The following is a 26,790-nucleotide window of genomic DNA, read 5'->3' as shown; positions in this document are numbered from 1 at the left end:
CAAAAGGAGAGTGCTTATGGTACCTGTTGTTGAGTTGAATGATGTCGCACATATCTATATTACTGACCGCGAAGCCTCTCTGGCTGTGGATCAACTCCAAATGACAGTTTCGCAAGGAGAATTTGTTAGTCTGGTTGGTCCGAGTGGCTGTGGAAAAACAACGATTCTTTCCATCATTGCAGGATTGATTATTCCTAGCCAAGGTGAAGTGCTTGTGAATGGTCGTAACATAGCAGGACCCACATCTGAGGTCGGTTATATGTTGCAACAGGATTATCTATTCCCCTGGAGGACGATTCTAAATAATGCCCTCTTAGGATTAGAACTAACAGGCGCTCTCACGCGTGAGAATATAGCCAAGACGTCTGCTTTACTCGCAGAAATGGGACTGCAAGGCAAAGAGAACTTTTATCCACTCCAATTATCAGGTGGGATGCGCCAAAGGGTAGCATTAGTACGTACATTGGCTACTGACCCTGATCTACTACTGTTGGATGAACCCTTCTCAGCATTGGATTATCAGACAAAGCTACAATTGGAGGATCTCATCTCACGTACTTTACGAGAGCGGAAAAAGACAGCTGTTTTAGTTACTCATGACCTATCTGAAGCGATCGCCATGAGTGACCGTATTATCCTGCTAGGTAGCAATCCCGGCAGAATACGTAAATGGTTTGATGTGCCACAGAATATTCGTGAGGTACTTCCTTTTCATGCTCGTGCTCAAGAGGGCTTTCAAGATCTCTTTCATGAGATTTGGAATGCGATGGAGAAGGAATCAATTTCATAATCGCCTTTGCAGCTAAAGCAGCTAAAGCAGCTTACGTAATTATGAAATTGATTCGATGACGAGTGAATTGGAATGAGGAGGTGTGAAGAACTATGCTCAGGAGAAATAAGGTTGAAGATCAGTCGTCTGAAGCAGAGAAGAATCGGCTATCGGAACGTTATCGTGAGTATCTTACTCAGAAGAACAAGCAAAAAAGAAATGTATTCACTGTCCAATTAAGTATGTTGTTGTTATTTTTTATCCTATGGGAAACCGCTGGAAGATTAAAATGGATTGATGTTCTATTATTTAGCTATCCCACTAAGATTGTTAATCATATATTAGGCGATATTATGAGCGGTGAGATATGGGTGCATATCGTAACGACCGTTGGTGAGACAGTAGTAGGATTCTTGCTAGGTACATTATTTGGAACAGCTCTTGCCATTTTATTATGGTGGTCTCCTTTCATATCGAAAGTTCTAGATCCTTATATGGTTGTATTTAATAGTATGCCTAAGGTGGCTTTGGGCCCTTTATTTATCGTTGTATTTGGTGCTGGTTATACAGCTATAGTAGTCACTACATTATCAGTTATCGTTATCATAACGACATTAGTCGTATACAATAGTTTCTCTGAAGTAGATGGTAACTTGGTTAAAGTTGTTCATACATTCGGAGGGTCACGTAAAGATATTTTTCGTAAAGTCATATTTCCAGCTTCTTTCCCCGCGATAATATCGACATTAAAAGTAAATGTAGGTCTGGCCTGGGTGGGCGTTATTGTAGGTGAATTTCTAGTGGCACAGGAAGGGTTGGGTTATTTAATCATATATGGGTTTCAAGTTTTCAACTTTACTTTAGTGATGTCCAGCTTACTTATTATTGCAGTTGTAGCTACGATAATGTACCAGTTGGTTGTATATATGGAACGGAAAATTCTTTTGCACAAATAATTAATATGAAGATAGATGTCATGAAGTGATAGATGTTACATTGTGTAGTTTTTTGAAATCTAGTACCATGAGACTACAATCATCATCTCAGAAAAGAGAGGCGTTCTCATGGGGTTTCGAGTTATAAAATCAGCAATAGCAACACTCATGTCCGTACTGATCGCTGCTATGGTCGGGATTCCTAGCCCCCAAAGTGCGGGATTACTAGCTATTCTAGGAGTAGAAGTGACTCGTAAAAGAAGTCTTCGAACCATTTCAGCTCGATTCTTCGCCTCCATTGTGGGGCTTCTCTTTGCGTGTGTATTATTTAAGATCTTTGGGTTTCATTATTGGGTATTATCTTTGTTCGTATTACTTGGTTTCCCTTTGATTGTGAAATCTAGTTTTAAAGAAGGTATTGTGACCAGTTCAGTCGTTGTATTTCGCTTATTTGGGACTAATGTTCTGACATGGGAATCGATACTTACACAAGTTGCTTTACTGGTCATTGGGCTAGGATCTGCAATGGTTGTTAATATGATCTATATGCCACAAGGTAGCGAGCAAATGGTTGAGATTCGTCAAAAGGTGGACGGGCTATTCGCTGTCATCTTCAACCATATTGCCCACACTTTACGCGACCCAAGTTATTTATGGAGTGGAAGTGAATTGATTCAGGCAGGGAAAGCGATTAAGGAAGGTTCCCAGGCTGCGAATAGAGCGATGGAGAATCAAATGGTACATCCGGACGAGACATGGAATATTTATTTCTATATGCGTAAGGAGCAGCTAGATTTGATATTGACTATGATGCAAAGAATTGCTGATGTCTATCAGAAGCTTCCCCAAGCCGATTTGGTGGCAGATTTATTCGAGCAACTTAGTCGAGATGTCACAGAGGCAAATTACACAGGTAGGACTGAGGTATTATTAAATATATTGGAGCAGGATTTCAAAGGGATGGATCTACCAACAACTCGTGAGGAATTCGAGATTAGATCTTCTATACTACAGTTGAGTCGTGAACTATCTTTGTATCTAAAAATAGCTAAAAAAAATAAAGCCCCACATCCTGTGAAACCTCGTGTCAAATCTACTCAAAACACATAAATGTGATAGGAAAATAAATTTGTACTGGGCTAATCAACTTTTGCCTAGTCCCTGCATACACTTAGTAGTGAATGATTGTATGGAGGAGGTTCAAACATGTCATTAAGTCGTAAACAACAAAGTAGAGAGATCATAACGAAAGCGATCTGTGGGAAAGGTCGTAAGTTCTCTACCGTAACACATACCGTAACTCCACCACATAATCCAACCAGTATTTTGGGGGCGTGGATTATAAACCACCAGTATGAAGCGGTTGCGGCTGGAGACGGAATTGAAGTTATTGGTACTTACGATATCAACATTTGGTATTCCTATGACAAAAACTCTCAAACAGATGTTGCGAAAGAAACTGTACCGTATGTGGAATTTGTCTCGTTATCCTATGTAGACCCGAGACACAGAGCTTCTACAGTCGAGGTGTCTGCGGAGGCAACGCAGGAACCCAGTTGTGTTGAAGCAAGCGTGTCATCGGGAGGTGGAAGTGTCATTATCCGTGTTGAACGGGAATTCTCAGTAGAATTGGTTGCAGAGACAAAGGTATTTGTTCTCGTTGGTAACGAATCTTATGATGACAAAGAATTCGAGTTTACGGATGATAGCATCAACTACGAAGATCTGGATCCAGATTTATTGGATGATGACCTGTAATCAAATAGGTAAATGTAGTAGGTTATATTGTAATATATGATGCGAGGGCGTCGATGTAGAGGGCGAATGCCCTCCTTTTTTGTTTTTATTTCACCTATAAAGGAGTCCTATACTTGGATCAAGAATTATTGTTCTACGACTCGATGCCACTCTCTGTTCGTCAAGCTCGTCTTATACGTTCCGGTATATCTTCTGACTTAATATCAGCTAATTTGAGATATCAGCCAACAATGTCCTATAGAAGTAGATATGCTGTACAAGTATGCAATTTAACTGGGCTAGAGGTCTTGAAGTTGGGTAGTGGAGGGATACGGACTGAAATATTTATCACTTCAACTTCAGAAAGTGGTCATCGATCTTTAGTGAACCGATTGACGAAATTAGCTGTACGAAGTTTGTATGCTTTGGGGTTAGATTCCGGTGAAGTTATTCTCTCTACTTATGGCGAGCGCCGTTGTGTACTGGAACATATTACACCGATGTTTAGATTAGATGACCCTAGATTATTAGATTTATATAAACAGCATCAAACCAATTTACATAATGCATTAATAAAAGAAGAGGCGGATGGCATTCAATTGGTCATGGGAATGGACCCCGAATTTCTTCTCATTGATTCATCTTCCATGGAGGTGATTCCAGCATCAGAATTTCTTGAGAGAACAGGAGAAGTAGGGTGTGATGCCGTAAGTATGAATGGAGTAACGAGTTATCCTGTTGCTGAATTACGACCTGAACCAAGCCATCAACCACGTGGCTTAATTGTGGAGCTAATGCATGCTATGAGATTGGCTAGTCAAATGATTCATGATAGAACCTTATTGTGGAAAGCTGGGGGAATGCCTGTGCCTGGATTACCTTTAGGAGGGCATCTTCATTTCAGTGGCATCGTGCTAACTTCATCGTTGTTACATACATTAGATAATTATCTAGCATTACCAGTGATGTTACTCGAGGATCAATCAAGTTTAGCGCGGCGACCTCTTTATGGTTATCTAGGGGATTTCAGACGTCAACCTCATGGTGGATTTGAATACCGAACCTTACCTAGTTTTTTAGTATCACCTATGCTTACAAAAGGGATCGTATGCCTGTCTTTTCTCATCGTTCGCCACTATAAAGAATTACGATCACGTCCACTGGAACAAGAGATTATACATCGAGCTTATTATGAGGGGAGAAAGCAAATCATTCGAAATGGTGTAGATCCCTTATTTAGTGAAGTGAGATCTTTGAGTGATTACCCACAGTATGCACAATACATTGATCCTCTACTGGAACATATTGCTAGAGGGGGAGTCTGGGATGAATCACGGGATATCCGTCCGCTCTGGAATGTTCCTGTGGTATAATAATGATTAGCTTAATTTGATGTAGTGGAGGTAACTCATGACTCAGTATACGCCAATGATCGAACAATATTTGCAAGTGAAACAACAAGCCCAAGATGCCTTTTTATTTTTTCGTCTAGGGGATTTTTATGAAATGTTCTTTGATGACGCCATCCTTGCCTCACGCGAACTTGAGATTACACTAACGGGTCGCGGTGGTGGGGGAGATGAGAAAATCCCAATGTGTGGTGTACCATATCATGCGGCCGAGGGCTACATCCAACGATTGATTGAAAAAGGATATAAAGTAGCCATATGTGAGCAACTTGAGGATCCTACAACGACTAAAGGAATGGTACACCGTGATATCGTTCGAGTTGTGACTCCTGGAACATTCATGGATGGTAAGAACATTGCGGACAAATCGAATAATTATTTAGTCTGCGTAACAACTTCAGGTGGGATGATGAGCTTATCTGCTTGTGATCTGTCAACGGGTGAACTCTATGTCACATCTGTCCCATCTTCACTGGAATGGTTACGCGATGAGATTAACATATATGAACCTTCTGAGATTATTGGTGATGAAGGCATGATAGAGAGCATTCGCTCGCTACAGTTACAAGGTAATAGACCTGTGATGTATACGCCTTGGGATAAAAAAGAAGAGAAATTGGTCAGAAGTCAATTTGGTGAAGCAGCATGGGCTCGTCTGGAACAAGAGCGTGGTGTATGTATATCTGTATTGATCTCTTATCTTAATGAGACACAACGTCGTTCATTAGGTCAATTAACACAGATCTCTTCTTATGAACCGGGACATTATATGATATTGGATCCATTTACACGTCGTAATCTGGAACTTGTTGAAACTGTACGCGACCGATCGAAGAAAGGGTCATTACTATGGCTTTTAGATAAAACAGAGACTTCGATGGGTGCACGTCTACTGCGACGACGCATAGATAAACCACTCTTACACCGCAGTCGGATTGAAGAGAGACTGGAAGCTGTTGAGCTTCTATATAATCAACTCATATTACGTGAGGATTTACGTCATTCTCTAAGTGAAATCTATGATCTAGAACGACTTGTTGGCAGAATAGCTTATGGTAATGCTAACGGGCGCGATCTTACGGCTCTTAAGATGTCATTAAGACAGATTCCAGCGCTGAAAGAGTTGTGTGCTGTATCATCATCAACAACATTAAGTAAGATTGCTAATGAACTAGATCCCTGTGTTGATCTTCATGATGCGATTGAACAAGCTATTGTAGATGAACCACCTATTTCTGTTCGTGATGGTGGTTTAATTAAACCAGGATATCATGCGCATTTGGACGAGCTACGCGAGGCAAGTACCAATGGAAAAAGATGGATTGCGGAGCTAGAAGCACAAGAACGAGTTGCGACAGGAATCAAGTCACTGAAGATTGGATTCAATAAAGTATTTGGATATTATATTGAAATTACAAAGTCTAATATTGGCTCATTACCGGAAGGTAGATATGAACGTAAGCAGACGCTTGCTAATGCCGAACGATATGTCACTCCTGAATTGAAAGAGAAAGAAGGCCTGATTCTCGAAGCTCAGGAGAAAATGGTTGATCTAGAATATACTCTCTTTACTGAACTCAGGGAGACATTAAATACGCAGATCCAACGATTACAATCACTCGCAGAAAAAGTAGCGGAACTGGACGTATACCAGTCATTAGCTGCGATAAGTGTTGAACATGGCTTTGTGAAGCCAATTCTGACAGATAACTACGATCTAGTCATTGAAGGAGGACGTCATCCAGTTGTCGAGGCTGTGATGAAGGATTCTTCTTTTATCGCGAATGCAACGGAATTATCGAAAGAGTCAGCAAATATATTACTGATTACAGGCCCGAATATGGCTGGGAAAAGTACGTATATGCGACAAGTGGCTCTAATCTCGATTATGGCTCAAATGGGATGTTTCGTTCCTGCGAATGTAGCTGAAATCCCAATGGTAGATCGTATATTCACAAGAATTGGTGCTGCCGACGATCTGATTGGCGGTCAAAGTACTTTTATGGTTGAAATGGCAGATATTCAAGTGATGACTGAGAAAGCAACTTCACGTAGTCTGATCATTATCGATGAATTAGGTCGTGGGACATCCACGAGTGAAGGGATGGCTATTGCGCAAGCCGTTATAGAATTTGTGCATGACAAGATAGGATGTAAGGCTTTAGTATCAACTCACTTCCATGAATTATCCCATCTGGAAGAAAGCTTGCAAGGCTTACGTAACTATTCTATGAGCGTGCAAGAGGCAGGAGATAAAGTTCATTTCCTTCGCAAATTAATTCCAGGTGCTGCGGGAAGTAGTTATGGGATTTACTGTGCACGTCTAGCTGGATTGCCAGAATCAATCATTGATCGCGCCAATATTTTACTTGATAATTTGGAACAAATTCCTTCGCTTGTGGCAGTGAGTGCAGAGGCAGAACGAGGAGTTATAAGGGAAAGTAGCGAAGTTGTTCAATTATCTATATTTGCCGAAGAGGATTTGAAGCCTAAGAAAAAAGAGGCAGCTCCGATCAATCCTTCTATAACCCAAATTATCGAATCTGTCAAAAATGTTGACCTTATGAATATGACACCTTTACAAGCGATGCAAATACTGCATGATCTTCATGTAAAAGCTAAAGGGGTTTAATTTAATCTATCAGAAAGAATGACTATATTTCGGTGAAGAGAGGGGATACCTATGGCCAAAATCCATGTATTGGACGAGCATATTGCCAATCAAATTGCTGCAGGGGAAGTTGTAGAACGACCTGCCTCCGTTGTTAAAGAACTCGTTGAGAATGCAATCGATGCAGGGAGTACGAAGGTCGAGGTCGTCATAGAGGAAGGTGGGCTTCAAAGCATCCGAGTGAGCGACAATGGATCGGGGATAGAACCAGATGATTGTGAGGCAGCTTTTTATCGTCATGCCACAAGTAAAATTCAGCATGGTCGCGACCTTTTTAATATTACAAGTCTAGGGTTCCGTGGTGAAGCATTAGCAAGTATTGCCGCTGTGTCTAAGGTGACGCTTACCACTTCCAGTAATGATGATGGATTAGGGCGGAAGCTGATCATTGAAGGCGGCAAACTGATTACTAACGAAGATACAGCTGCATCAAGGGGAACCTCTTTTATCGTAAGGGAGTTATTCTATAACACACCGGCCAGGCTGAAATATATGAAAACCATTCAGACGGAACTTGGTCATATTTCAGATTATATATACCGTATAGCATTATCGCATCCTAATATCGGAATTATATTAAGACATAATGAAAATACACTTCTGCAAACGATTGGAAATGGAGATCTATTACAGGTAGTTGCAGCAATATACGGAACACAAGCTGCTAAGGCAATGATTCCTATACAAGCCGAAGATTTGGACTTCAGTATGCAAGGGTTTGTAAGTCTTCCAGAATGGACACGCTCGAATCGAAATGGCATATCAACGATTGTAAATGGTCGTTATATTCGTAGTAATGGTCTGAATCATGCCTTATTGAGAGCCTATCACACGCTGTTGCCTATTAATCGTTACCCATTGGTGATTCTTTCATTAACGATGCATCCATCCATTGTTGATGTGAATGTACATCCAGCCAAACTTGAGGTTCGATTCAGTAAAGAAAGTGAATTGTATCCATTCGTTGAACAAGCGATTCATGCTGTATTACGTCAAGAAGTATTGATTCCACAACCAGTGAAGCATCCGATTGGAAATAATACAAGCTCTTTCATTCAGGAACAGTTTCGTTTCACAAAAGATCAACCTACTCCTAATGATGGATTGAGCTCACAATCGAACTCTCAACGGAACTGGAACGATAACATTCCACCTGTGAGAGAGAATCGTGAACAGAACTATCGTGTTAGAGATGAATTAGGGTATCGTCCAACAGATAGTAAGCAAACTCCCTTCAATCCAGAAATTTATGCTAGACCAGAGGGTGGTTCCTCTGAGATTCCACCATTCCCAGAATTGACCTTAATCGGTCAGCATCATGGAACTTATTTAATTGCGCAGAATGAAGATGGACTATATTTAATTGATCAACATGCTGCACATGAGCGAATTAATTATGAATTTTATTATGAACAATTTGGTCGTCCTGATGATGCATCACAGGAACTTTTACTACCTATAACCATCGAGTTTACACCTTCAGAATCGGAAAAATTGAAACAAAAGTTAAATTGGTTCGAGCAAGTTGGGGTATATATAGAACATTTCGGCGGACAGACTTTTCGTGTGAGATCACTTCCTTACTGGTTCCCCAAAGGAGAGGAGCAAGAAATTATCGAAGAAATGGCAGAATGGGTACTAAGTGAACGTATGATTGATCTAGCAAAGCTAAGAGAGAAATCATCTGTTCTCTGCTCGTGTAAAGCCTCAATAAAAGCTAATCAGAGATTAACAGAGTTAGAATCAGATACACTCATAGAGCGCTTGGCTGCCTGCAAGCAACCCTACACTTGTCCACATGGACGCCCAATTGTAATTTCGTTCTCTACATATGATCTAGAGAAATTATTTAAACGAGTGATGTAGGGTATTATGATTAGAAGTAACAGATATTTACAAATGACAGGAGAAAATCATGATAATTACGACTGGAAACGCGGCCGCAGACGATTGGGTTAAGCGTGCTGAGGAACTTTCAGCTGAAACAGGTTTTAAATATATACCAAGGCAGTCTTCCTCCATCAACAAACTCATTGAAAGATCAAGAGATTCGGTCGCACTAGTTGTATTAGCCAATGGTGCTAGATTAGTCAGACCTGGTCAACCATCGATTGAATATCATCCTAGTATGGGGTATGTTAGAGTGAAGCGAATCATTAAGGGCGATAGTGATCCAATGATTGAAGCAGCGGGAATGCAAAGTGGTGACTCGGTGCTTGATTGTACAGCAGGACTCGGAAGTGATTCGCTTGTATTTGCTGTGAAGGCTGGATCAGAAGGTAGCGTGATAGCACTAGAGAACTCAGTTGATCTGGCTGTGCTATTAAAAGAAGGACTAGCCCATTATGAAACGGGTCTTGAGGAAGTTAATCAGGCTATGCGTAGGATAAAAGTGAAACATGGACATCATCTAGAAATATTACGAGAATTGCCTGATAAGAGTGTGGATATTGTGTATTTCGATCCTATGTTTCGCGAACCTCTGATGGATTCAGCTGCTATTAATCCGTTACGGGATTTCGCCAACGGTGAGGCGCTTCAACTAGAAAGTGTACAAGAGGCGATCCGCGTAGCAAGGAAATCCGTCGTTCTCAAAGAGAAATGGGGTAGCCCGGAATTTGCTCGACTTGGATTTCGTATGTTAGAACGTAACCATTCAAAAATCACGTATGGAGTGATCATCCTTGACAACAGAAAATAAACCATCTTTACTTGTGCTGTTGGGTCCAACTGCAGTCGGAAAGACAAAGACGAGTATTGAGATAGCCAAATTATTCAATTGCGAGATTATCTCTGGTGACTCAATGCAGGTCTACCGTCAGATGGACATTGGCACAGCTAAGATCACCGTAGAAGAGATGGATGGCATTCCACATCATCTGATTGATATTCATGACCCAGATGAAGCTTACTCGGTCGCGGAATTTCAAGAACAATGTCGGCGTCTGATCGGAGAAATTCATGACCGAGGGCGGATTCCTATGATTGTAGGCGGGACGGGATTATATATTGAATCTGTGTGTTATGGATTTCAATTTACTGACGTTGGTGCGGATGAACAATTTCGTAGTGAACAGTTTGCCTATGCAGAGAGCCACGGTGCGGAAGCTTTACATGATCGCTTAAGGCTCGTAGACCCGATGAGTGCTGAGAGATTGCATGTAAATGATCAACGAAGAATTGTTCGTGCTCTTGAAATATATCATCTGACGAATACAACTCTTTCAGATCAAATGGCTGCGCAAAGTAAGGAATCTCCTTATGATTTATGTATCGTAGGTTTGACAATGGATAGGCAAATACTATATAAACGTATAGAAGACCGCATTGATCTGATGCTTCAGCAAGGGTTGATAGAAGAAGTAACTGAATTAATGAAGAAGGGTTATGGAAAGGGTCTGATTTCCATGCAGGGCTTAGGTTACAAAGAGGTTATATCCTTTTTAGAGGATGAATTGACCCGGGAGGAAATGGTCACTTTGTTGAAGCGGGATACCCGAAGATTTGCTAAGAGACAACTATCCTGGTTCCGACACATGGGAGATATAGTCTGGATTGATGTAACGGATAAAGAAAAATATTCTGAGAACTTCATCGAGATTCGTGATATAATTGCAGGAAAGCTTCTTTCAGTTATAGAATAGATATTAAAACAACTAATTGAATTATTGGGGGTACGGTTTATGAACAAATCCATCAACATCCAAGATACTTTTCTAAATCAACTACGAAAAGAGAACATCTCTGTTACCATATTCCTGGTTAACGGTTTTCAAATCAGAGGAACAATCAAAGCTTTTGATAATTTCACGGTTGTTGTGGATAGTGAAGGCCGTCAACAAATGCTCTTTAAGCATGCGATTTCAACGATTACACCACAACGTAATGTTTCGTTGATGCAAGAACCACCCACTGTGGGTTAAAGTTGATTGAAACCTTTTGTGAAGATATTTCGTTTAAATGAATAGGAAATAGACATGAACAACCTATTATGGGTTGTTCTTTTCATTCCAGTACTAGTATTAAAGTGTTAGGGGGAATTACAATGGCCGATAAACGACCTACTAGGGCGAATTCAAATTCGAATTCAAATTCAAATACTAAAAAGCCCCAGTTAAAGAAGAAAAGAAAGATATCCAAGAAGAAAGTATTTTGGAGCTTGTTTTTTACAATTGCCATAGCTATTTTTTGTGCTCTAGCAGGATATCTAATTATCACGGTTAGTGGTGAAAAGCTATTCCTAGAAAATCAGGATAAGCTTATTCCTAGTGAAAGTTCAAAGTTGTATGATCGTAATGGTAATCTGATGTACGAGTTATCGATCCAACAAAGTGAGCCTGTGGAGAGCGATCAAATTCCTCAGCTGTTGAAGGATGCATTTATCGCTACGGAAGATAAGCGTTTCATGGAGCATAGTGGAGTAGATATATGGGCTATCGGACGTGCAGCAGTTAAGGATATTATCGCAAGAGCAAAAGTTGAAGGTGGTAGTACGATTACACAACAGCTTGCCAAGAACATCTTCTTAACAGCAGATAAAACATTTTTCCGGAAAGCAACGGAAATGTCGATCGCTATGGCTTTGGAACGGAACAATACGAAAGATGAGATTATTACCATGTACCTTAATCGAATTAATTTTGGTGGACAGCGTTATGGTATTAAGGCTGCATCAGAGTATTATTTTGGGAAAAGTGATCTCAATGATTTAGAAATATGGGAGATGGCAACCCTAGCCGCGATGCCAAAAGGGCCGACCAAATATAACCCACTTCGTAATCCTGATAATTCTATGCAACGTCGATCCGTAGTGTTGCTACTCATGGAGGAACAAGGATATATTACGAGTGAAGAAAGAGAAATTGCAAAGAACGTAGTTTATGACTATTCTCCACCAGCTAAGACACAACAATATTTAGCATTCATTGATTATGTGATGGATGAAGCTGAAGATGTTACGGGTCTAACTCAGGATGATCTGAATTTAGGTGGGTATAAGATTTATACCACAATGGATTCAAATGCACAGAAGGCGATCGAAAAAGAATTCGCAGATGATGCTAATTTTGAGGAAAGTACAGATGATGAGCAGGTTCAAGCTTCCATGGTTATCATGAACAATGAGAGTGGAGCGATTGTAGCTCTGTTGGGTGGTAGAGACTATGAACGTAAAGGATTTAGCCGAGTTACAGGTAGCCGTAGACAACCAGGATCTGCATTTAAGCCAATTGTCTCTTATGCTCCTGCGTTAGAATCTGGAGAATTCTCTAGTTCATCTAAGCTTAGTAATGAGAAGCAATGTTTCAATGGATACTGTCCAGGTAATTTACATGGCTATTCAGATACAATAAGTATGCCAGATGCCATTCAGAAATCCGAGAATATTCCAGCTGTATGGTTATTGAATGAAATTGGTGTTAACACAGGATTTAAGTTTGCGCAAAAATTAGGAATTAAGTTAGAAGAAGAAGACAAGAACCTATCGTTGGCGCTAGGAGGTCTGAATTCAGGTACGAATACGCTGGAGATGACTCGCGCATTTAGTTCATTTGCGAATGGTGGTACTTTAAATGATGCTTACTCGATCAAACTGATCAAGAATAGTGACGATAAAGTCCAATATGAACACAAGAACTCTGGAGTAGAAGTTATGAGCAAGAATACTTCCGCTCAGATGACGCAAATGATGCGTAATGTTGTAGAGAGTGGTACAGGTAAGAAAGCGGCAATAAGCAGACCTGTCGCTGGTAAAACAGGAACGACACAGAGTGGTATATCGGGTAACAGCTCGAACCGAGATGTATGGTTTGTGGGTTATACTCCTGAACTAACTGCCGCGGTGTGGATGGGATACGATAACCCTGATGCAACACATTTATTGAAGAGGAGTAGTTCTTTAGCATCTGCTTTCTGGGCTAAAGTCATGGAGCAAGCAGTTAAAGGATTTGATGAGAAGAGCTTCCCAGTGGCTGATAAGGTTGAAGAGATTGAACCAGAAGTAGAAATAGAATTGGTACCTGTAGTGACAGGTTTAAATGGTTCTTACGATGCCAATACGCAAATTGTAGCTCTGACTTGGAACGGTGTAGAAGGTAGTAATATTCAATATAATCTATATCGTAAAGAATCTACTGAAACAGATTTTAGATTAGTTGTAGAAGCGACATCTACAACTAGTGTGGAAGACCTTGATATCACAGAAGGTTCCCATTATGAATATTATGTCAAAGCTTATAGTGCTGACAGTGACATGGAATCAGAGCAATCGAATATCGTAGAAATCATTACAATTGCTGAGGAACCCGATGAGAATCTACCTGATCCCGACATCGAGGAAATGCCAGGAAATAATAACGGTAATGGCAACGGCAATAACGGAAATGGTAATGGTAACAACGGAAATGGCAACGGTAATGGTAATGGGAACGGGAACGGTAACAACGGAAATGGAAATAATGACAACAACGACAATACGGACAGCGATATTATTCCAGGAATTGAGGAGGAAATAACTCCACCTATTGATCCGACATTTCCACCAGTAGAAGAGGACTTAAATGATCAGACCCTTCCAGAACTTGATCCAGTTATTACAGATCAAACCGAGATTGACGGTACTACAACGGATGGAACACCCTAAGTAATAATTGAAGATATCAAGAAAGTAATGAAAGTCCTGACGGTAAATTTGCGTCAGGACTTTCATATTACATCACTGATTTTCAATTAAACATCTGGTTTAGTATGAGAAGACGTGGGTAATGTGTTGCAATGCTGTATAATTAAGATACATATTTGATTGATAAACATAATGCTTCTTTTTGAGTGTGATTCACAAATGTGTTAAGCTGTAGCTAACATACTGGAGAGGGTAATTCCCATGAAACGTAAATTTGGAGATCGTGCGAATTGGCGAAGAATATCACGCCGCCGCTTTACCTGCCGTTATGTTGAGAGTGAGAGGTTCACTGGTTATATCACGTTATATACGATTTATAACCTAAAAGAACCCTTGTGGAAGACTTATGGCACACATACGTATCGGATCGCTGACAAAGGGTATTCTTGGCTTCAATATTATCCCAAGGATAGTCATTTTATCGTAACTGCTATGTTTGATGAGCGGGAAGAAATTATACAATGGTATATTGATACATGCAAAATACAGGGAGTAACCGATCAAGGAGTACCTTGGTTTGATGATTTGTATTTAGATGTTGTTGTGCTACGTAATGGTGAAGTATTTCTTCTGGATGAAGATGAGCTAGATGATGCATTAGAGCGCAATGACATCACACAAACTGACTACCAATTAGCGGTGGCAACAGCACAACAGCTAATGCGTGAAATAAACAACAAACAGTTCCTTTATTTCCTGATGTCATTAGAACACCGTAAACATTGCTTTGAGAACGGTGAATTCAGGAGGAATTTATGAGTCGGAATCATAGTCGATATTATCATGTGTTTAAGAAAATAATATTGTTGGTAGGATTGTTGTTCCTATTGGTCGGAGTATGGTCCGGTTATGTATTATGGAAGATCAATACCGTTCATCCGTCTGATGCTGCTCAATCAGCGGATGTAGGTATTATTCTAGGTTCTTCGATGTGGGGAGATGTTCCAAGTCCGAGTCTTAAAGAAAGGCTGGATCATGGACTAAGACAGTATAATGAAGGGATGTTCGATTGGTTTATCGTCAGTGGAGGACTGGATAAGCCTGAATATCAATATACTGAAGCTGAGGGTATGCACCAATATCTATTGGATCATGGTGTGCCAGCTGATTTTATTATTGTAGAGAACGAGGCAACAAGTACCTTGGAGAATCTGCAATTTAGCCAACTTATTATGGAGCAATACGGTTGGGATTCAGCAGTTATTATAACTCATACATACCATGGAATGCGGTCACTTGAAATAGCAGAGTATTTAAATTATGACCATCCTTCATTGGCAGTAACAGAATCGAAAGTGCTGTCGATGTTTTATCATAAGAGTAGAGAGATTCTGGCATATTCTAAATGGACGCTAGATAGCTGGGTTCTAAGACTAGGTTGGAATTAACTCGAAACTGTTAATAACCTAACTTTAAGTAGAATACATTGAATAGAGGTATCATCCCAGTAGATAATGAGGTGATGGGTGCATGAGCGGGCGTGTCGTAGCTACAAACGGCCAGGCTGATGGCAGGCCATCTAGGCAAATCAATGTTGTATTACGAAGTCAGGATACACCAGTACTAACTAACACAGTATCAGAAAGAGAAAATCCAAAAATTCCGAAGGGAATACCTGAACAGGGTTTGTACCAAGAGATACAACGAGATCTGGAGCAACTGGTAGGATTGGATAATATTAAAGATTTGGTTTTTGAGATCTATGCACTCCTTCAGGTTGCTGTTATGCGTGTAGATGCGGGGCTAGCAAGTGGCTCACAAGTCTATCATATGATCTTTAAGGGAAACCCGGGAACAGGGAAAACAACCGTTGCGAGAATAATTGCTAAATTGTTTCAAAAAATGGGCGTACTCCACAAAGGGCATTTAATCGAAGTTGAGCGAGCTGATTTAGTAGGTGAGTATATTGGTCATACGGCTCAAAAGACGAGAGATCTCGTTAAAAAAGCTATAGGTGGAATTCTTTTTATAGATGAAGCTTATAGTTTAGCTCGAGGTGGGGAGAAGGATTTCGGTAAGGAAGCTATTGATACCTTAGTTAAAGCGATGGAGGATCATAAGAACCAATTCATTCTTATCCTCGCTGGTTATTGTGAAGAGATGGATTTCTTTTTGCAGACTAATCCTGGACTTCCGTCTCGCTTTCCCATTCAAGTTGATTTCTCTGATTATAGTATCGACCAACTTATCCAAATATCAGAACTGATGGCCAAAGAACGAGATTATATCTTAATGCCACAGGCTATACTTAAATTGAGACATCATATTTCACAAGAGAAGAATGATGGTTATCATGCATTCAGCAATGCAAGGTATGTCCGTAACTTGATCGAGAAGTCAATAAGAAATCATGCGGTGAGGTTATTGAATCAATATGACAATACGAATCCAGGCAAACAAGAATTGATGACACTCCGAACTGAAGATTTCAGATTTGATAATAAGAGTAGTAGTAAGATATAGCAGACAAAGGGGCAATTCATTCATGGCATACTCCATTACTTTTGATACAGACACAGAAATACAAGATCGTGCAGTTCTAGTTAGTCTAGTGACAGATGAAGTAAAGAAAAAAGGAATCGATCCAGAGCACTCCCTCCATGAATTAATACAATTAGCTGAAACTGCTGGCGTTGAAGTTCTGGATTCGCTTAGTCAAAATCTGCAAAAACCAGATCCTAAATATTTTATTGGAAAAGGTAAAGTGGATGAACTTCGGATGCTTATGGAGGCAGTAGAAGCGAATACAGCTATATTTGATCATGAACTCTCAGGAGCACAGGTGCGGCATTTAGAAGAGAGGCTTGATGCGAAGATCATTGACCGGACACAATTAATTCTAGATATATTTGCCCAAAGAGCTAATACACGTGAGGGTATTATTCAGGTTGAGCTTGCACAGTTAACGTATTTATTACCACGTCTATCTGGGCATGGTTCCAATTTATCACGTCTTGGTGGTGGAATTGGTACTAGAGGACCTGGTGAAAGTAAGCTTGAAATGGATCGACGTCATATTCGTGGTCGAGTAGATGATCTGAAGCATCAATTAGCAGAAATCTCTCGCCATCGTAAATTGTATCGCGAACGGCGTAAAAAAAGTGATGCGGTTCAAGTAGCGCTGGTTGGTTACACCAATGCTGGTAAATCGACTTTGTTGAAACAATTAACAGATGCCGATGTGTATATTCAGAATCAATTGTTTGCTACATTAGATCCTACTTCGCGTGTACTAGAGCTACCTTCGGGGAAAGAAGTTGTTCTGACGGATACCGTTGGATTTATTCAGAACTTACCCCATGATCTAATTGCAGCTTTTCGTGCTACATTGGAAGAAGTGAATGAAGCGAATCTGATTCTACATGTTGTAGATGCATCCTCAGAAATGAGAGAAGACCAAATGGCTGTTGTTCAGAAAATATTAGTTGAGTTAGGTTCATCAGATAAACCACAAATCGTTCTTTATAATAAAAAAGATGCTTGTACGCCAGAACAACTGGAAATGTTGAATTCAGGTGATGATCATTTAACAATCAGTGCCTTTGATGATGCCGATTTATTAGCAATCCGAGAGGCGATACAGAACACTTTAAAAGGGGACACCATCAATTTCCGTATTCCCGCGAATCGTGGAGACTTAGTCTCCCTTTTATATCGTGTAGGTGAGATTACAAATCAAGAATTTGAGGGTAGTGATTCAATTTATACTGTACTCCTTCATAAAGCAGATTACGAAAAAAATGGTTACATGCTTCAAGATTATATCGAGTTATAACAGCAAGGGAGAATCCGGAGAAAAATGGCACGATTTACAGAAGAATTAGAAGAATACATGATTTCGGTTGAAGATCAAATTCAAGGACAGATTCAAGCGATAGATCGCATTGTTGATTTCAACCAGTGGAAAGTAATAGACGCATTTCAGAGTCATCATGTGAGTGATTTTCATTTTGCAGGATCAACAGGATATGCTTATAATGATCGAGGCCGTGAGGTTCTTGATTTAGTATACGCGGATGTATTTGGAGCTGAAGCAGCCCTCGTTCGCCCTCATTTTGCATCCGGAACACATACGATATCTACAGCGCTTTTTGGCGTACTGCGTCCAGGGGATGAGCTGTTCTATATTACCGGGACGCCTTATGATACGTTACATAAAGTCATTGGAGCAGTTGGCGATGGCACTGGTTCGTTGTTAGACTTCGGGATCACTTATCGTGAAGCTGGACTGTTGGAAGACGGAAGTGTTGATTGGAATGCAGTTGAAGCGGGTATCACTGAATCGACTAAGGTTATTGGGATCCAACGTTCAAGAGGGTATGACTGGCGTGCTTCGTTTACCGTGGAGCAGATAGGGGACATGGTTCGACGGGTTAAGGCGATCAAACCAGAAATTATTGTGTTTGTTGATAACTGTTATGGAGAATTTACGGAAGAAACCGAACCAACTGATGTAGGCGTTGATCTTATGGCAGGTTCTTTAATTAAGAATCCTGGGGGAGGGATCGCTGAGACAGGTGGTTATATTTGTGGAAAGAAAGATCTAGTTGAACTAGCATCATATCGCTTAACTGCACCAGGAATTGGTGGAGAAGTCGGAGCTATGTTAGGTACGACGCGAGGGATTTATCAAGGATTATTCCTCGCGCCTTCTACAGTAGGGCAAGCACTGAAAGGAAGTGTTTTTGCCTCAGCGATGTTTGAGAAATTTGGATTTATTACGAAACCTGCTTGGAATGAGAAGAGAACTGATCTTATTCAGGCTATCTCTTTTACCGAAGCGGATCATTTAATTGCTTTTGTTCAAGGAATTCAAAAGGCAGCTGCCGTTGACAGTCATGTTGTACCTGAGGCATGGGACATGCCTGGATATGAGCATCCTGTCATTATGGCTGCAGGAACATTTATTCAAGGTGGTAGCTTAGAATTGTCAGCAGATGCTCCAGTTCGAGAACCCTATATTGCATATATGCAAGGTGGATTAACATACTCACATGTGAAATATGGTGTGCTCAAAGCAATCCAAACGATGAAAGAAAGAAATTTATTGTGAGATTATCTAACATACCCTTGACGTCATAAATTAGGAAATGTACAATGATCATATTAGATCATTGGAAGGTTGATGAGTCATGGGTGATGAAATACGTAGAAATATGGCATTATTCCCGATTGGTATCGTTATGAAGTTAACTGATTTGTCTGCAAGACAGATTCGTTATTATGAACAACACCAATTAATTGTGCCAGCCCGTACAGCTGGTAATCAGAGAATGTTCTCTTTTAATGATGTTGAGAGATTACTAGAAATTAAAGCGCTTATAGAAAAAGGCGTTAACATTGCGGGTATAAAGCAAGTGATGGATCCAGTGACTAGGGAATCTGATGAGGCTACAGTGATTACCGTTGATACAGAAGTTAAACGTAGGGAATTAACCGATTCACAACTACATCGTTTATTGAAGCAAGAATTAATTGCTGGCAAGAGACCGGGACAAGTATCATTAATTCAAGGAGAATTGTCTCGTTTTTTTAATAAATAACATTTCTACAAGAGAAGGGATGAGGGTACTGTGAGTTTTACTAAAGAAGATATCTTAAAAATGGCGAAGGAAGAAAATGTACGCTTTATTCGTTTACAATTTACGGATCTACTAGGATCTATTAAGAATGTGGAAATTCCTGTAAGTCAATTGGTGAAAGCTTTAGATAATAAAATGATGTTTGACGGATCCTCCATTGAAGGATATGTACGGATTGAAGAATCGGATATGTATCTGTTTCCAGATCTAGAAACTTGGGTTATCTTCCCATGGGTAGCTGAAGATCGTATTGCGCGTCTAATTTGTGATATTTATATGCCGGATGGAACTCCATTTGCAGGGGATCCTCGTGGTATCCTGAAACGTTGTTTAAAAGAAGCAGAAGAAATGGGCTTTACATCCATGAAAGTGGGACCAGAACCAGAATTCTTCCTCTTCAAAACAGATGCTAATGGTAATCCTACAACAGAATTGAATGACCATGGTGGATATTTTGATCTTGCACCAATGGATCTCGGTGAGAATTGCCGCCGTGAAATCGTGCTAACTCTTGAAGAAATGGGCTTCGAAGTTGAGGCATCACATCATGAAGTAGCTCCAGGTCAACATGAAATTGACTTTAAATATGAAGATGCCATTAAAGCGGCTGATCAGATTCAAACATTTAAATTGGTTGTCAAAACAATCGCTCGTGAACATGGACTTCATGCAACCTTTATGCCTAAGCCACTTTTTGGAGTGAACGGTTCTGGTATGCACTGTCATCAATCTTTATTTAAGGGTAAAGAAAACATGTTCTACGATGAATCAGATGAATTAGGATTAAGCAAAACAGCTCGCTTCTATATGTCAGGACTCTTGAAACATGCTCGTGCATATGCAGCGATCACGAATCCTACAGTGAACTCTTACAAGCGTCTAGTTCCTGGATATGAAGCACCTTGTTATGTAGCTTGGTCTGGTAGCAATCGCAGTCCAATGATCCGCATTCCTGCATCCCGTGGACTTAGTACTCGTGTTGAAGTACGTAATCCAGATCCAGCGGCGAATCCATACTTGGCCTTAGCGGTAATGCTAAAAGCCGGTCTTGATGGAATTAAGAATGAATATAAATTGCCAGCTCCTGTAGATCGTAACATTTATGTTATGTCTGAAGAAGAACGTATTGAAGAAGGTATTCCAAGTTTACCTTCTGATTTGAAAGAAGCTTTGAATGAACTTATTCGTAGTGAAGTTATTACATCTGCACTAGGTGATCATGCGCTTGCTTATTTCTACGAGTTGAAAGAAATAGAGTGGGATATGTTTAGAACTCAAGTTCACGCTTGGGAACGCGATCAATATATGACGTTGTACTAATATACATTAAGCCTTATGCCTCTTGGCATAAGGCTTTTTTCTTATATTTCGGAAGTTACAAAAAAATCCCCTTCCAAAGTTCAGGTGGGAGGGGAGAGATCATTTAGCGAAAGAGAATTAACCTTATTTTCTGGTTACGACAAAACCTTTATTTTGTAATAGTGATACAATGCCAGTATCATCTAGCATATGTGCTGCTCCAACAACGATTAAGTAAACTTCTTGATTCGATCCATTTAAGTATCCTTCAATTTTGTTCGCCATTGCAATATTTCGATCAATGAGCATCGCTTTATTATATTCCTCGTTCACTGCCATTTCTTTGGTTAGCTCAAGTAGAGCTGCGTCGTTTCCATCTTTCCACATATCAGCCATTTTATCTACACTATCACTAATTGTATGGAAATTATCCAAAGTGTCTTTGAGAGTCTTTTCTTGTAATTCAGTTGAGAAGTTATTGAACATGCTTAATTGGGATTCAAATGATTCCAACTCAATGATCGGGGTTTTATTCTCCATAGCCTGTGTGATGAAATAAAGATCGATACCGATTTGCCCTTCATATCCTGATTTAGCCGCTTGTAAAGATGTGAGGGTTGATTCAACAACCCAAGGTTTAAATTGATCTAGACTATTCTTTGGCGCCTCAAACTCCTCTAAGATGCCACCAATCGTAGCATAGGTCGCTTCAGAAATATGATCCTTCAGTGTCGTTCCGTCCTGGTAAGTACCTAAGCTAAGAACCAACTCTTGAATTTGCGGGTCAGCTGATTTACTTACATCTACTTCAACACCAAGATAGTCAGCTTCATCAAATGCGTCCTCCATGGAAGAATGTAATGGATAAAAGCTATTGTCAGCTATGTGCATTGAACCTAATAAATAAACTTTATTACCGCCTTTCTCAACTTCCCATAGGAAGCCGCGACCACCAGCGGTAACACCTTTTGTCTCCAAGAAGACTGTTCGAGTTGTTGCATCCCAGCGTACCTCGTATCCAGAAGCTTCTGCAATGAAGCGCGCAGAAATGTATGTAACTTCATTAATGATCTTCGGTTCGGAAATAAGTTCGACTGATTCCCCGTTCACAATCGCCGATTTTACACCATTCTGAAGTTGGAGAACGAGTCCCTCTTTAGTTCCAGTAACCTGTTGTTCTGTCGCATTCTGTTCAAGTGTAATGTCCAGTGCTTGGAATAAAGGTTCTAATGGTACTAGAGTCAATCCACTATCAATAATGGGTTCATGAGAATTAAATTCGATTAATTCGCCATTTACTTGCAATGATACTTCTTCTTTGGCTGCAAAAGTTGTTGAACTAAGTAGGGAGAATACCAAGAGCAATGATAATAATGATGCCGTAATTTTTTTTATATTCAATTCCACCTTTTCTTTATTTAACATTATTAAGCATAATGGACAACCCAAATATTTACAATCATTAATATCACTCTTGCACCAATATGAGATAGTCCACTGATATTTAAGTTGTAACTAACGTAATGGATGATTCAAGTGCCGTGATCTATACATCTATATTACGAGTGTGGAAACAAAAAAATCAGCCTGTTACCGACCGTTCTAAAAAGAACAGGTAGATTCACAAACTGATTACATTTTCACTTAGGTGGTGGCAGTTAATCCATGATGGTATGGGACAGCCCGTTTAACGCCTAGGCTTTTATATCTATAGTTCCGCCTAGATTGGGTTGAACACTTTGTTCCATCATTTTGGTAAGAGCATTCCCACTTACGGTAGCTTGATCGTTAGACATTTTTAATATTGAGAGACTAACCGCTTGTTTTAAACTACTTTGAGAAAAACCAATTGATGTAATGGACATATATTCTACCTCCCTTTTTAGTATGATTACTACATTAACAATATCGGTAAACGGAAGTTGAAAGATAAATAAAAATGTAGAAGTGGATAAATTTTTTTACTTGGCATGATCTAATCCTTAATGACTAAGTCCAATAATCCAGCAAAAACATAGGCTTGTTCTCTTGAAATGGTGGATCCCTTTAAGTCTTCTAGATTAATAATTAAAGAATAAAACTCACAGCTACTGAAGTCCAACCCTGAATGTTTAGCTCCTGAGAATTGCGATTGATCAATATTAGATTTTATTAAATACATATGTTCTAAAGTAGAATAACAAAAGTCTGAGCTGGATAAAATGCACTCTTCAATTGTTACATTCTTCATATTGGAGAAGCGGAAATTTGCGAACTCTGCTAAACAGTTGTGAAATAGTACATTTCTTAAAGTAGATTCGGACAAGTTTAATCCAATGAGTTTACAGTCTCGAAATTCAACCCGATGAATGTTGGAATTACTGAAATCGGTATTGGAAAGGTCACATTTATCAAATATAATATCCGTTAGTTCAATATTATTGAATTGCGAATTGGAGAAATTGACGTTTCTAAATATCACTTCATCGAAAGAGATCCGATCCATTTTTGTTAATGAAATCGTACAATCCTGAAAAATCGCTCTTTCAATGTATTCTTCGGATTCAATATCTACTGTGGATGAAGATTTATCCATCAATTCTTGAGGTATTTTAGGTGACTCAATCTTTGATATTAATTTCTTTGCTTTCATTTGTGTCGCTCCTCGCACGTAATCAATGAATAAGTGATAATACGAAGAAAAGGAAACAGCTCTATAATGCAACTGAATCCTTTTCAAGGGTGAATATATGAATGATTTTAATGTATGTCGCGGAAGAGGCCTACGACCTTACCTAATATCGTGACATGTTCCAACCGTAAAGGTTCATATGTAGGATTCTCTGGTTGTAGTCTGATATGATCCTTCTCTTTATAAAAGGTCTTAACAGTAGCTTCATCTTCTTCTGTCATGGCAACAACGATATCACCATTATCGGCGGTCTGTTGTTGACGGACAATGACCATGTCTCCATCATGAATACCTACTTCAACCATACTATCTCCCATAACGTTGAGCATGAACACCTTCTCATCACCTACAAAATGTTGAGGTAGAGGGAAGTAATCTTCTATATTCTCTGTTGCTGTAATAGGTACACCTGCTGTAACCCTCCCAACAATCGGAACTCGAGAAACAGTATGACTGAACTGATGCATGTTCTCAGAATCATCTTGTCCTAGAATCTCAATTGCACGAGGTTTAGTTGGATCTCTTCTAATGAGGCCTTTTTTCTCTAAACGGTCTAGATGACCATGAACAGTTGAACTAGAAGCTAACCCAACTGCTTCTCCGATCTCACGAACAGAAGGTGGATATCCTTTAGCACGTACTTCATTACGAATGAATTCTAATATTGCTTGTTGTCGGCTAGATACCTTAGACATATTGATTCACCTCATTAAAGTTACTTTGTGAAATTATAACATAGAACTTCCGTTCGCACAAACATGAGTTCTAAATATTTCAGAACATTTGTTCTAAAATGTATTGAACAAAACGTGTGTTCGTGTTATACTCGATTTAATAACAAGAACAAACGTTTGGGGGATGGGTAAAATGTTAAGATACAGTACCTATGAAAGTATTTATGTGAATACAAATGAAGAAAATAAACATACACAAATAGATCGTTGGAGTGAACAGGTGAAGTCGATGATTCCACGTCCATTGATTAAGAAATTGCTATGGGTTATTTTGCTGCTTAGTGTGGCATGCACTGGAATGGTACAAACTTTCGCCAATTCTGCTGGTGATGTAAAAGTTGCGAGGAATCTAATTGTTCAGAGTGGTGATTCACTTTGGGAAATAGCATTACGTGAGAAACCAGCTAATATGGATACTCGTATATATATCAAAGAAGTGAAACGAATGAATCAGTTGTCTAGCGGTAATATCATGGCTGGTGAGGTTCTAAGTTTACCTACATATTAAATTTGATTCTGCAATAGAGCTTGACGAGGGTGACTCCTTGACAAGCTCTTTTTATCATGGCAAAGTTAGTATTGTATGTTAAGATTGGAGGATAGTTTTATGGATATAGACAACTTAGTTAAACGTATTAATGAACTTGCTCAGAAAAACAAAGCTGAAGGGTTAACGGAGGAAGAATTGCAGGAACGATCTGAACTACGTGAAATCTATCTACAGAATATTCGTAGTAATTTTCGTCAACAATTAGATTCAATTGAAGTAGTTGACAAAGAATAGAGTAAAGTACAACCATGAGAGCAGAAGTTCTACAATATAAGGGGGACATTGAATGTCACGTTCTTGGGAAAGAAAGGTTCAGAAAAATAGAGCGCAGCTTAATAGACAACGTAAAAAACAAGGTCATTCAGGGTTCACTAAAAATGGGATAGTCGTAAGCGGTGATACATATAAGGGCCGTAAATTCGTATTTCCAATAGTTCTAATCTTGCTAGCGATACTATATGGACTTTTAGGTTGGGCCTCAAGTACATTACCAGATCAAGAGAATCAATCAAGTCCAATGATGACTTGGTTTGTCGTCGCAGCATATATCGTATTAGGGGTCATCATTTATTTACGTCGACCGTACTTACTAGTGAATAAAGATAATCTTCAGACGACGAAGTTGAATCGGGTTCGCACGATATCTGCTTCGGAGATTGCTAGAATAAAGGTTAAGAGTGGATCGGTAGTCATTGAACCGAAAGCAAAGGGAAGTAATTGGGTATTTACACGTTTAATTAACCGTTATGATATTAAAGCTATGGGTGAGCGTCTAGAGCAATTTGCAAAAGCTAACAATATTCACTTTGAAAAATAATAGTTAAGGGAGAGACGTGGAATGTCAATCAACGCAGTTTTCTTTGATTTAGATGATACTTTATTGTGGGATGATCGCAGTGTGTTAGAAGCCTTTGAATCCACATGCAAAAGAGCGGCTGAAGTTACTGGAGTAGATCATGTACAACTTGAAGCGGCTGTTCGAGGTGAAGCAAGATCGTTATATGAATCGTATGAGACGTATCCATTCACCACAAAGATTGGTATCAATCCATTTGAAGGATTATGGGCTAATTTCACGGCAGGTGAACAACCTGAATTCCGCCAATTAGAACAAATTGTAAAGGGATATCGTAAAGATGCATGGCATCGTGGTCTTGAAAAAATGGGTGTGAATGATAGCGATTTAGCTTTTGAACTATCTGAACATTTCGCATCTAAGAGACGTGCTCTACCTTATATATATGAAGAAACATTCCAGATTCTTAAGGAATTGCAGGGCAATGTGAAGTTGCTGTTATTAACAAATGGATGTCCTGCATTACAACAAGAGAAACTGGATGGAGTTCCAGAATTGGCTCCATATTTTGACAAGATCGTGATCTCAGGAAGTTTTGGTATTGGTAAACCGGATGTTTCCATTTTTAATCATGCGTTATCCTTACTAGATGTTACTAATGACCAGGTTCTCATGGTTGGTGATAAATTAACGACTGATATTCGTGGAGGATTAGCTGCAGGAATTAAGACTGTATGGATTAACCGTACAAACAAACCAGCTGATCCTAATATTATTCCTGATTTTGAGATTCAACATTTATCCCAGTTGCATGATATTATTGCAAGTTTTGCATAATGACTCATTATTAAATCATAGAAATTATTGACTTTCGACATAAATAGCCTTTTCGTTGCTTCAACGGCAGACGATGAGGCTTTTTTATGCTAGTATGATATTGATCACACTTTCGTAGATA

The 26,790-nt window shown here is 39.6% G+C and carries 26 protein-coding genes; 22 read left to right on the top strand and 4 right to left on the bottom strand.

Annotation, left to right across the window (positions count from 1 at the left end; translation table 11 throughout):
• Positions 1–16: 16 nt before the first annotated feature.
• The 18 genes from LPB68_RS02255 (at position 17) to glnA (ending at position 21,102) form a co-directional block, all read left to right on the top strand.
• The gene (locus LPB68_RS02255; RefSeq protein ID WP_068658253.1) at positions 17–790 is read left to right on the top strand and encodes an ABC transporter ATP-binding protein; all 774 of its coding nucleotides are present in this window, start codon (positions 17–19) and stop codon (positions 788–790) included.
• A gap of 92 nt (positions 791–882) precedes the next feature.
• Entirely contained in the window at positions 883–1,725 is an 843-nt protein-coding gene (locus LPB68_RS02250; RefSeq protein WP_068658256.1) for an ABC transporter permease, read from the top strand.
• A gap of 108 nt (positions 1,726–1,833) precedes the next feature.
• Positions 1,834–2,814 carry an aromatic acid exporter family protein gene (locus LPB68_RS02245; RefSeq protein WP_068658257.1) on the top strand — a complete coding sequence of 327 codons (981 nt, stop codon included), beginning with the start codon at positions 1,834–1,836 and terminating at the stop codon, positions 2,812–2,814.
• A gap of 96 nt (positions 2,815–2,910) precedes the next feature.
• Positions 2,911–3,462 (top strand): outer spore coat protein CotE, encoded by a 552-nt coding sequence (gene cotE / locus LPB68_RS02240; protein ID WP_068658259.1) that lies wholly within the window; start codon positions 2,911–2,913, stop codon positions 3,460–3,462.
• Between the two features lie 113 nt (positions 3,463–3,575).
• Positions 3,576–4,814: a putative amidoligase domain-containing protein gene (locus LPB68_RS02235; RefSeq protein ID WP_099458684.1), complete on the top strand. Its 1,239-nt coding sequence runs from the start codon at positions 3,576–3,578 to the stop codon at positions 4,812–4,814.
• Positions 4,815–4,851: 37 nt separating this feature from the next.
• Positions 4,852–7,482 (top strand): DNA mismatch repair protein MutS, encoded by a 2,631-nt coding sequence (mutS, locus tag LPB68_RS02230; protein WP_068658262.1) that lies wholly within the window; start codon positions 4,852–4,854, stop codon positions 7,480–7,482.
• Positions 7,483–7,533: 51 nt separating this feature from the next.
• A complete protein-coding gene (gene mutL, locus LPB68_RS02225) occupies positions 7,534–9,387 on the top strand; it encodes a DNA mismatch repair endonuclease MutL (protein WP_068658264.1) in 1,854 nt (617 codons plus the stop codon).
• A 49-nt stretch (positions 9,388–9,436) separates the two neighbouring features.
• On the top strand, positions 9,437–10,222 hold the full coding sequence (locus LPB68_RS02220) for a class I SAM-dependent methyltransferase (protein ID WP_068658267.1): 786 nt from the start codon (positions 9,437–9,439) through the stop codon (positions 10,220–10,222).
• Positions 10,206–11,165 carry a tRNA (adenosine(37)-N6)-dimethylallyltransferase MiaA gene (miaA, locus tag LPB68_RS02215; protein ID WP_068658269.1) on the top strand — a complete coding sequence of 320 codons (960 nt, stop codon included), beginning with the start codon at positions 10,206–10,208 and terminating at the stop codon, positions 11,163–11,165. Before LPB68_RS02220 ends, miaA begins: the two co-directional genes overlap by 17 nt.
• Positions 11,166–11,204: 39 nt before the next feature.
• Positions 11,205–11,444 carry an RNA chaperone Hfq gene (gene hfq, locus LPB68_RS02210; protein ID WP_068658272.1) on the top strand — a complete coding sequence of 80 codons (240 nt, stop codon included), beginning with the start codon at positions 11,205–11,207 and terminating at the stop codon, positions 11,442–11,444.
• A gap of 122 nt (positions 11,445–11,566) precedes the next feature.
• Positions 11,567–14,161 (top strand): transglycosylase domain-containing protein, encoded by a 2,595-nt coding sequence (locus LPB68_RS02205; protein ID WP_068658274.1) that lies wholly within the window; start codon positions 11,567–11,569, stop codon positions 14,159–14,161.
• Between the two features lie 240 nt (positions 14,162–14,401).
• Positions 14,402–14,959, top strand: a complete 558-nt coding sequence (locus LPB68_RS02200; RefSeq protein ID WP_071193202.1) for a ribonuclease FAU-1 family protein — start codon at positions 14,402–14,404, stop codon at positions 14,957–14,959.
• The gene (locus tag LPB68_RS02195) at positions 14,956–15,588 is read left to right on the top strand and encodes a YdcF family protein (RefSeq protein WP_068658278.1); all 633 of its coding nucleotides are present in this window, start codon (positions 14,956–14,958) and stop codon (positions 15,586–15,588) included. The genes LPB68_RS02200 and LPB68_RS02195 overlap by 4 nt, the downstream gene beginning before the upstream one ends.
• Before the next feature lie 82 nt (positions 15,589–15,670).
• The gene (locus LPB68_RS02190; RefSeq protein WP_068658280.1) at positions 15,671–16,663 is read left to right on the top strand and encodes an AAA family ATPase; all 993 of its coding nucleotides are present in this window, start codon (positions 15,671–15,673) and stop codon (positions 16,661–16,663) included.
• 22 nt (positions 16,664–16,685) lie between these two features.
• Complete coding sequence (hflX, locus tag LPB68_RS02185) at positions 16,686–17,975, top strand: GTPase HflX (RefSeq protein WP_068658283.1); 1,290 nt, start codon at positions 16,686–16,688, stop codon at positions 17,973–17,975.
• Between the two features lie 24 nt (positions 17,976–17,999).
• Positions 18,000–19,253, top strand: a complete 1,254-nt coding sequence (locus LPB68_RS02180; protein WP_068658285.1) for a methionine gamma-lyase family protein — start codon at positions 18,000–18,002, stop codon at positions 19,251–19,253.
• A 79-nt stretch (positions 19,254–19,332) separates the two neighbouring features.
• Positions 19,333–19,743, top strand: coding sequence for a MerR family transcriptional regulator (locus tag LPB68_RS02175; RefSeq protein WP_068658287.1), 411 nt, complete (start codon positions 19,333–19,335; stop codon positions 19,741–19,743).
• A 30-nt stretch (positions 19,744–19,773) separates the two neighbouring features.
• Positions 19,774–21,102 (top strand): type I glutamate--ammonia ligase, encoded by a 1,329-nt coding sequence (gene glnA, locus LPB68_RS02170; protein ID WP_068658289.1) that lies wholly within the window; start codon positions 19,774–19,776, stop codon positions 21,100–21,102.
• 123 nt (positions 21,103–21,225) lie between these two features.
• On the opposite strand, the gene LPB68_RS02165 is transcribed toward glnA, so the two are convergent.
• The 4 genes from LPB68_RS02165 to lexA all read right to left on the bottom strand — a co-directional run bounded on the left by LPB68_RS02165 (position 21,226) and on the right by lexA (position 24,447).
• On the bottom strand, positions 21,226–22,488 hold the full coding sequence (locus LPB68_RS02165; protein ID WP_418303827.1) for a TraB/GumN family protein: 1,263 nt from the start codon (positions 22,486–22,488) through the stop codon (positions 21,226–21,228).
• A 287-nt stretch (positions 22,489–22,775) separates the two neighbouring features.
• Positions 22,776–22,946, bottom strand: a complete 171-nt coding sequence (locus LPB68_RS02160; RefSeq protein WP_071193201.1) for a YjfB family protein — start codon at positions 22,944–22,946, stop codon at positions 22,776–22,778.
• Positions 22,947–23,056: 110 nt separating this feature from the next.
• On the bottom strand, positions 23,057–23,713 hold the full coding sequence (locus LPB68_RS02155) for a pentapeptide repeat-containing protein (RefSeq protein ID WP_068658293.1): 657 nt from the start codon (positions 23,711–23,713) through the stop codon (positions 23,057–23,059).
• Positions 23,714–23,820: 107 nt separating this feature from the next.
• Positions 23,821–24,447, bottom strand: coding sequence for a transcriptional repressor LexA (lexA, locus tag LPB68_RS02150; RefSeq protein WP_068658294.1), 627 nt, complete (start codon positions 24,445–24,447; stop codon positions 23,821–23,823).
• Positions 24,448–24,619: 172 nt separating this feature from the next.
• On the opposite strand from lexA, the gene LPB68_RS02145 reads away from it, so the two are divergent.
• The 4 genes from LPB68_RS02145 to LPB68_RS02135 all read left to right on the top strand — a co-directional run bounded on the left by LPB68_RS02145 (position 24,620) and on the right by LPB68_RS02135 (position 26,669).
• Entirely contained in the window at positions 24,620–24,994 is a 375-nt protein-coding gene (locus LPB68_RS02145; RefSeq protein WP_068658295.1) for a LysM peptidoglycan-binding domain-containing protein, read from the top strand.
• Positions 24,995–25,093: 99 nt separating this feature from the next.
• On the top strand, positions 25,094–25,270 hold the full coding sequence (locus LPB68_RS22160) for a DUF896 domain-containing protein (protein ID WP_082865710.1): 177 nt from the start codon (positions 25,094–25,096) through the stop codon (positions 25,268–25,270).
• 52 nt (positions 25,271–25,322) lie between these two features.
• Complete coding sequence (locus tag LPB68_RS02140) at positions 25,323–25,853, top strand: hypothetical protein (protein WP_068658296.1); 531 nt, start codon at positions 25,323–25,325, stop codon at positions 25,851–25,853.
• A gap of 21 nt (positions 25,854–25,874) precedes the next feature.
• Positions 25,875–26,669 (top strand): HAD family hydrolase, encoded by a 795-nt coding sequence (locus tag LPB68_RS02135; RefSeq protein ID WP_068658297.1) that lies wholly within the window; start codon positions 25,875–25,877, stop codon positions 26,667–26,669.
• Positions 26,670–26,790: the final 121 nt, after the last annotated feature.

The sequence above is a fragment of the Paenibacillus crassostreae genome (assembly GCF_001857945.1).
Classification (GTDB): Bacteria; Bacillota; Bacilli; order Paenibacillales; family Paenibacillaceae; genus Paenibacillus_AQ; species Paenibacillus_AQ crassostreae.
The sequence above is the reverse complement of the archived record's forward strand: the minus strand, read 5'-3'. Positions and strand labels throughout refer to the sequence as shown.